This is a genomic window from Geodermatophilus sp. SYSU D00758 (assembly GCF_054049955.1).
Window position 1 is genome coordinate 207541 of the sequence record NZ_JBJGYK010000003.1, and the last position, 7892, is coordinate 215432.

The 7892-nt window shown below is 77.3% G+C and carries 7 protein-coding genes; 3 read left to right on the forward strand and 4 right to left on the reverse strand.

Features of this window, described 5'->3' with window-relative positions; all coding sequences use genetic code 11:
* The first annotated feature begins 23 nt into the window (after window positions 1–23).
* Window positions 24–368 (forward strand): hypothetical protein, encoded by a 345-nt coding sequence (locus ACI8AC_RS04030; protein WP_456895433.1) that lies wholly within the window; start codon window positions 24–26, stop codon window positions 366–368.
* Window positions 365–1132 (forward strand): hypothetical protein, encoded by a 768-nt coding sequence (locus tag ACI8AC_RS04035; protein ID WP_456895435.1) that lies wholly within the window; start codon window positions 365–367, stop codon window positions 1130–1132. The genes ACI8AC_RS04030 and ACI8AC_RS04035 overlap by 4 nt, the downstream gene beginning before the upstream one ends.
* Window positions 1133–1231: 99 nt before the next feature.
* Here ACI8AC_RS04035 and ACI8AC_RS04040 read toward each other — a convergent pair whose 3' ends face one another.
* The 4 genes from ACI8AC_RS04040 to ACI8AC_RS04055 form a co-directional block, all read right to left on the reverse strand.
* Entirely contained in the window at window positions 1232–2857 is a 1626-nt protein-coding gene (locus ACI8AC_RS04040; protein ID WP_456895437.1) for an NlpC/P60 family protein, read from the reverse strand.
* Window positions 2858–3365: 508 nt separating this feature from the next.
* Window positions 3366–3575: a hypothetical protein gene (locus tag ACI8AC_RS04045; RefSeq protein ID WP_456895438.1), complete on the reverse strand. Its 210-nt coding sequence runs from the start codon at window positions 3573–3575 to the stop codon at window positions 3366–3368.
* A 101-nt stretch (window positions 3576–3676) separates the two neighbouring features.
* On the reverse strand, window positions 3677–4993 hold the full coding sequence (locus ACI8AC_RS04050) for a citrate synthase (protein ID WP_456895440.1): 1317 nt from the start codon (window positions 4991–4993) through the stop codon (window positions 3677–3679).
* A gap of 93 nt (window positions 4994–5086) precedes the next feature.
* Window positions 5087–6490: a class II fumarate hydratase gene (locus tag ACI8AC_RS04055; protein WP_456895442.1), complete on the reverse strand. Its 1404-nt coding sequence runs from the start codon at window positions 6488–6490 to the stop codon at window positions 5087–5089.
* Between the two features lie 172 nt (window positions 6491–6662).
* On the opposite strand from ACI8AC_RS04055, the gene ACI8AC_RS04060 reads away from it, so the two are divergent.
* Window positions 6663–7796 carry a hypothetical protein gene (locus ACI8AC_RS04060; RefSeq protein WP_456895444.1) on the forward strand — a complete coding sequence of 378 codons (1134 nt, stop codon included), beginning with the start codon at window positions 6663–6665 and terminating at the stop codon, window positions 7794–7796.
* The last annotated feature ends 96 nt before the right edge of the window (window positions 7797–7892 follow it).

Genomic DNA, 7892 nt, shown 5'->3' on the forward strand with positions numbered 1-7892 from the left:
GGGCCGGGCGCGGGGGACGTGCGGTGAGCGCGCTGGCCGCCGACGGCCGGACGCCCGACGTCCTGTCCCCGCACTGGCTCGGCGCCGGGCACCGGAGCGCGCTGGCCGAGGCGGTCCGGGCCGGGCTCGAGGACCCCGCCGTCCACCCCGTGGACGCCGTGCACCTGGCCGACGTGCTCACCGAGCTGCACGTGGCGGCCGCCCGGGACGTCGTGTGGCCGGCGCCGGCCGCCCGGGTGCGGCGGGTGACCGGCTGGGGCGCCGACGTCCTCCCCGTGCGGCTGTCCGCCCGCGAGCTGGCCGCCGCGCTGGCCCTGCCCGGACTCCCGCCCGTCCTGCGGCGGGCCCTGGGGGAGGGGCGCCCGTGACCGGGGCCGTCCCGGGACCCACTCACCTGCTGTCCCGGCTGCGCGCCGCCCGCGTGACGGTCGACGACCTGCGCCGGGCCTGCGACGAGGTGCTGCCGCGGCTGGCCGCCCCCGGGTTGCGGCTGGCCGTCGTGGCCGAGCGCGGCACCGGCCCCGTCCTGGTCGTCGAGGAGGCCGAGCGCGGGCTGCGCGTCCCGCTCGCCGACCTGGCCGAGGACCTCTCGGACGCCGGCGCCGGCGCCGGCCCCGACGGGCTGGTGGCCGCGCTGACCGCCTGGGTGCGGTCCCGCCCGGTGCCCGACAGCATCGCGTCCGCCGCCGGTGTCGCCGTGCTGCAGTGGACCGACCGGCGGCGGGTGGCCGTGGGCTGGCGGGTCGTCGTCCCCCGGGGTGGTGTGCCCGTGCCGTGGACGCCGTCCGCCCGTGCCGACCGCCGCGCCGTCGAGCGGGTGCGGGCCGGCGCCGTCGTCCGTGCCGCCGCGCTCGAGGGGGTCCTCCGGCTGGAGGGTCCGGTGGCGCTGTGGTCGGCCACGCGGGCGCCGGCGCTGTCCACCGCCGCGCTCGCCGCCCCCGTGCGGCTGCTGGACCGCCTGCGCGCCGCCGGGGTGGGACGGGCGGACCCCGGGGACCTGCACGTCGTCGTCACGCCGGGCTCGCCGCTGGCCTGCGCCGGTGCGGCGGTGGCCGCGCGCCTGGCCGGGGAGACGGGGGAGGCCTGCGTCCGCCTGCCCTGGACCGGGCTGCCCCGCCTCCGCTGGCTCTAGCCGGCCCTCCGGGCGTGGCATAGGAAGCTGTGCCCTTGTATCGGGGTCCCTGACGTGGGGATAGCTTCCTATGCCTCCGGGGCCCGAGCCCTGGGCAGGTCAGGCCAGGTGGCCGAACTCCCAGTGCCAGGGCTCGGGCTTCTCCCCACCGGGCTGCGCCCAGTCGGGCTGGACGAAGCCGAAGGCCCCGGCGGAGGCGGCCATCCACCGCGACTCCGCGGTCCCGGCGACGTTGATCCCGCCGCACAGGTCGACCGCCAGCCCCCAGCCGTGGTGCGACGTCCCGGGCACCGCGGCCAGCCGGGGTTTCACGCGCGCCGCGGTCACCTGCGCCGTCATGGACCGGTAGGAGTCGGTGATGCACAGCGGCCGGCCGAACGCCGCGGCGAACGCCTCGGCCAGGGCGGCGTAGCCGGCCGCGGCGTCGCAGCGCAGCGCGTGCCCCCGGGCGACCGGGCACAGGGCCGAGGCGGGGATCTCCCCGTTCGACCAGCCACCCCAGGCGGGGCTCACCGGCCCCGCCGGCGCCGGGGGAGCGCCGCAGGCCCCGCGGCCCGCCGTGGCGGCCGGCAGGGCGGCGTTGGGTGCGGCAGGGGCGGGCAGGGTCACCCGCACGGCCCCGGTGACCCCCGTCAGCGGGCGGACGCCGACCTGGAAGGTCGCCGCGGAGGCGCCCACCACCTGCCCGTCGCCCAGGTACAGCGCCACGTCGAGCCCGCCGTCGGTGAACACCAGGTCGCCGACCTGCAGCTGCCCCACCGGGACCGCCGCGCCGGTGCTCCACTGGTCGGCCGCCGCCGGGGGGACGGCGTGGCCGCCCAGGAGCCAGGACCCGGCGGTGAACCCGCCGCAGTCGTGCACGTCGGGGCCGGTCCCGCCGGGGGCGTAGGGCTCCCCGAGCTGGGCCAGCGCGCTGCTGACCGCGGCGACCGTCTCGGCCGGGAGCACGGTGACCGGCCGGTTGCCGGCGACCGCCACGGCCACGCCCGGGACCGGTTGCCCCGCTGCGTCGAGCAGCGGGGACAGGCCGGCCGGCAGGTCGGCCGGGTCGGCCAGGTCGGCGGCCGGCGGCGGGTCGATGCCCGCCGCGGCGAGCAGGCCGAGCTGCTCCTGCCAGCGGGCCAGCGCCTCGGCGTTGCGGGCCTCCTGCTCCCCGACGGTGGTCGCCGTGCCGAGTGCGGCGAGCTGGGCGGCGACCTCGGGGACGAGCCCGGCCGCTTCCGACCGCACGCCCGCGAGGACGGTCCCGGCGGCCCGCGTGGCCGCCGCCACGGCGGCCTGTGCCTCGGCGGCGCGCCGGCGGGCGGACTCGAGGTCGGTCGCGGCCCGCTCGGCCTGCACGGCCAGCCGCTGGAGCCCGGCGGCGGTGCGGTCGGCCAGCGCCTGCGCCCAGAGCACGTCCGCGGTGGCCGCCGGGTCGGAGAGGTCCAGCCCGGTGAGCGGGTGGGCGACGGACGGGGCGGCCGTGTACCGGTCGGCGGCACCGGCGCCGACGGTGGCCCGGGCGGCGGCGAGGCGGTCCCGGGCGGCCTGCTCGGCCTCGCGCGCCCGCTGCAGGTCGGCCTGCCGCTCGCCGAGCTCCGCGACGGCCTGCCGGTAGCGCGCCGCGCCCTCCTGCATCCGCGACTGCGCGGCCAGGGCCAGGCCCGGGCCGTCGACCGGCTCACCGGCGGTTCCGGTGGACTGCGTGCCCGGGGCCAGCAGGCCGGCGAGGACGGGCAGCACGAGCCCGAGCGCGCCCAGGGCCAGCCGCAGCGACCAGCGGCGCGCGCCCGCGCCGGGGCGGCGGGTGCGACGACGGGTGCGACGACGGGGGCGGAGACGGGCCGGTGGACGACGCCGCGTGGGCGCCGCGGTGCGCGGCCGCTGCGGTGCCGGGCGGGTGCCACCACTGGACGCGCGGGCCGCCAGCAGGGCGCGCAGGGCCTCGGCCTCGCGCGAGGTGAGCGGCGGGCGGGGAGCCGTTCCGGTGGACGCGGGGGGCCGGGTGCCGGGCCGCGGTGGCCGGCCGCTGCGGGCCGGAGCCGGGCTGCGCCCGGTGGGGGCGCCGCGGCGGGGTCCGGTGGTGCGTGGTGCCGGCACTGCCCGTCCCCCGGTGGTCTCGTCCTACGCGGCGGGCTCCGTACGGGTACGGGCCCTCGCCGACGTATCGACGGGCGGGGGAGGCGGCCGGAGGGCGGGTGAGGCCCCGCTCACCCCGAGGGGGGAGGAACGCCACCGGATCGGCGGACGGTCAGCCGGGGCGGGCGGTGCGGTCGGCGGGCGGCCACCAGCCGCCGTGGTGGTGCTCCAGGGGGATGCGGACGGTCGCGCCGTCCTCGGTCGAGACCACCAGCTCGACCCGCGCGACGCGGTGCCGGGTGCCGTCGAGCCGGACGACGCCGCCCGTGGCCAGCGGGACGGGTGGCAGCACCAGGTCGTCGCCGGGCGAGGCCTCGGTCATGCGGCTCCTTCCCGGATGGTGGGCGGCGGTCCCGGGAACGCTCGCCCCGCCCCGGGGCCGCCCCGTGTGTGCGGGGGCGGGCCCCGGGACGGGGTCCTCCGTCAGCGGTCGCCGATCTCCACGAACGCGCGCTCGGTGTGACCGGTGTAGACCTGCCGCGGCCGGCCGATCTTCGTGGCCGGGTCGGCGATCATCTCGCGCCACTGGGCGATCCAGCCGGGCAGCCGGCCGAGGGCGAACAGGACGGTGAACATGCGGGTCGGGAAGCCCATCGCCCGGTAGATCAGCCCGGTGTAGAAGTCCACGTTCGGGTAGAGCTTGCGCTCGACGAAGTAGTCGTCGGAGAGGGCGATCTCCTCCAGCTCCCGGGCCAGGTCCAGCAGCTGGTTGTCCCCGCCGAGCTTGTCGAGCACCCGGTCGGCGGTCTGCTTCACGATGGCCGCGCGCGGGTCGTAGTTCTTGTAGACCCGGTGCCCGAAGCCCATGAGCTTGACGCCGGGCTCCTTGTCCTTCACCCGCGCCACGAAGCGGGGGATGTCCCCGCCGTCGCGCTGGATGGCCTCGAGCATCTCGAGCACCGACTGGTTGGCGCCGCCGTGCAGCGGGCCGAACAGGGCGTTGATGCCGGCGGACACGGAGGCGAAGAGGTTGGCCTGCGACGACCCGACCAGCCGCACGGTCGACGTCGAGCAGTTCTGCTCGTGGTCGGCGTGCAGCACGAAGAGCATGTCGAGGGCCCTGGCCAGCTCCGGGTCGACCTCGTAGGGCTCGGCGGGGAAGCCGAACGTCATCCGCAGGAAGTTCTCGACCAGGCCGAGGGAGTTGTCCGGGTACAGGAACGGCTGGCCGACGGACTTCTTGTAGGCGTAGGCCGCGATCGTGGGCAGCTTGGCCAGCAGCCGGAGCGTGGAGATCTCCACCTGCTCCTCGTCGAACGGGTCCAGCGAGTCCTGGTAGAAGGTCGAGAGGGCGCTGACCGCCGAGGAGAGCACGGGCATCGGGTGCGCGTCGCGCGGGAAGCCCTTGAAGAACTGCTTGAGGTCCTCGTGCAGCAGGGTGTGCCGCCGGATCCGGGTGTCGAAGTCGGCCAGCTGGCGGGCCGTCGGCAGCTCGCCGTAGATCAGCAGGTAGCTGACCTCGATGAAGCTGGACCGCTCGGCCAGCTGGTCGATCGGGTAGCCGCGGTAGCGCAGCACGCCGGCGTCACCGTCGATGTAGGTGATGGCCGAGGTGCAGGACGCGGTGTTGACGAAGCCGATGTCCAGCGCGACCTGCCCGGTCGTCGCCAGCAGCTTGCCCGTGTCCAGGCCGTCGGACCCCTCCGTGGCCGGCACCACGTTCAGGGGCAGTTCTCCACCGGGGTAGCGCAGGGACACGTCGGGGTTGCCGGCCGCGGGTGCGCTCGCTGTCTCGCTCATCAGCAGTGGACGCTACTCAGCTTCGGTGGTCCCCGCGTCCCCACCCCGCGGCGGGAGGGCGGGACGGCGCACCCGCCGCGCCCTCCCGGCCGGTCACGGGTGCGTCATCGAGAGGACGTCGAGCGCCTCGTCGAGCTGGGCCTCGGTGAGCTTGCCCTGCTCCACGTACCCGCGCTCGACCACCACCTGGCGGATCGTCTTCTGCTCGGCCAGGGACTGCTTGGCGACCTTGGCCGCCTCCTCGTACCCGATGTACTTGTTCAGCGGCGTGACGATCGACGGCGAGGACTCGGCGTACTCGCGGCAGCGCTCGACGTTGGCGGTGATGCCGTCGACGCAGCGGTCGGCCAGCAGCCGCGACACGTTGGCCAGCAGCCGGATCGACTCCAGCACGTTGCGGGCCATGAGCGGCAGGGTGACGTTGAGCTCGAAGTTGCCCGTCGTGCCGGCGAAGGTCACCGCGGCGTCGTTGCCGATCACCTGGGCGCCCACCTGGATCGTGGCCTCGGGGATCACCGGGTTCACCTTGCCCGGCATGATCGAGCTGCCCGGCTGCAGGTCCGGCAGCGCGATCTCGCCCAGGCCGGTGCGCGGGCCCGACCCCATCCAGCGCAGGTCGTTGGCGATCTTCACCAGGCCGACGGCGATCGTCTTCAGCTGCCCCGAGCCCTCGACCAGGGCGTCCCGGGAGCTCTGCGCCTCGAAGTGGTCGCGCGCCTCGGACAGCGGCAGCTCCAGCTCGCCGGCCAGCCGCTCGATGATCCGGGCCGCGAAGCCGGGCGGGGTGTTGATGCCGGTGCCGACGGCGGTGCCGCCGAGCGGCAGCTCGCCGATCCGCGGCAGCGAGGCCTGCAGCCGTTCGACGCCGTACCGGACGGCGGCCGCGTAGCCGCCGAACTCCTGGCCGAGGGTCACCGGGGTGGCGTCCATGAGGTGCGTGCGGCCGCTCTTGACGACCTCGGCGAACTCCTCGGCCTTGCGGGAGAGGGACGCCTCGAGGTGCTGCAGGGCCGGGATCAGGGTGCGGACGATGGCCCGGGTGGCCGCGATGTGGATGGCCGACGGGAACACGTCGTTGGACGACTGCGAGGCGTTGACGTGGTCGTTGGGGTGGACCGGGCGCCCCAGCGCCTCGGTGGCCAGCGTGGCGATGACCTCGTTGGTGTTCATGTTGCTCGACGTCCCCGACCCGGTCTGGAAGACGTCGATGGGGAAGTGCTCGTCCCACTCGCCGCGGATCACCGTCTCGGCGGCCTCGGCGATGGCGGTGGCGATGTCGCGGTCCAGGACGCCGAGCTCGGCGTTGACCTGGGCCGCAGCGCCCTTGATCGCGGCGAGGGCGGCGATGAGCTCCCGCTCGATCGGCGTGCCGGAGATCGGGAAGTTCTCGACCGCGCGGTGGGTCTGCGCCCGCCACTTGGCCCAGGCCGGGACCCGCACCTCCCCCATGGAGTCGTGCTCGACGCGGTACTCCGTTGCGTCCTGCTCTGCCGCCACGCTGCGCTCCCGGTGTGGTCTGGGTGGGATCGGTGCTCCGGCAGCGACCCTAGAGGCCGCCGGGGGAGGGGTGCCGACGATCCCCGTCCGACGGCGCGCGACGGCCTCGGCAGGGCACGGCAGGACCTCTAGCATCCCCCCGCCGTCCACCGGACCCGAGGAGCTCCCGCGCATGTCCCAGCCGCCGCCGCACCCGCCGCAGGGCGGCCCCGACCACCGGGGTCCCGAGCCCGACCGGCCGGGCTGGGGCACGCCCGCCCCGGACGAGGGGACCCAGCAGCTCGGCGAGCCCGCCCCGGGCTACCGGCCGGCGGCACCGACCCAGCACTACCCGCCCGGCCAGGTCCCCCCGGTGCCCGGCCGCCAGGAGACCGAGCAGTTCCCGGCACCGCCCGGGTCCGGCCGGCAGGGGCACGGCGGGCAGCCGGGGTGGGGGCAGCAGCCCGCCGGCGGGCAGGACCCCTCCGCGCAGCAGGCCGGGTGGGGGCAGCCCCCCTACGGGCAGCAGGCCGGGTGGGGGCAGGCGCCCCCCTACGGGCAGCAACCCCCGTTCCCGCAGCACCCCGGCTGGGCGCAGCAGCCCCCCACGGCGGTCCGGGCCCCGGTGCGCCGGGCGGCCCCGCGGGCCCCGGCGGGCCGGGGAGCAGCAGGCGCACCACGGTCATCGCCCTCGTGGTCGCCGCGGTGGTGCTGCTCGTGGCCGGTGGCATCACCGCGTTCCCTCCTGCTGCGGGGGGACGACGACGCGGCCGCGGCCGCAGACCCGACCCCGGCCGCGACCTCGTCGTCGGCCGACGCGTCCCCGAGCGCGTCCCCCGCCCCGCCGCCGACCACGGCGCCGTCGCCCTCCGCGGACGCCGGTGCGGCACCGGCCGGGCAACCCCCGGGCGACCTCGGCGACGACCCGGCGTTCGACGCGCTCGCCGAGGCCTGCTTCGGCGCGGACTGGACCGCGTGCGACGAGCTGTACCGCGGCACGCCCGTGGGCTCGGAGTACGAGGCCTACGCGGAGACCTGCGGCGGCCGCAACGAGCCCGACGGTGGCAGCTGCGAGCAGCGGTACGGCGACGGCGGCACCGGCGGCGCGGGCCCGGCCGACCTGCCCGCCGCCCAGCCGGCGCCGACCGGTGCCGACGCCGACCTCCAGGAGGTGGCCGACGGCTGCCAGCAGGGCGTGGTCGCCTTCTGCGACCTGCTCCAGCTCCTCGCGCTCGCCGACCCCTCCCTGGAGCCGTACGCCGAGTACGGCCGGACCTGCGGCGGCCGCAACGAGCCGGTGGACTCCTGCTCCGCGCTCTACGGCTGACCCCGGCTCCCCGGGGGCCCCGGCGGGGGGCCCCCCCGCGCCCGGCGGCCCCCGCGCCCCGCGCCCGCGGACCCCCCCGCCCCCACCACCCGCCAG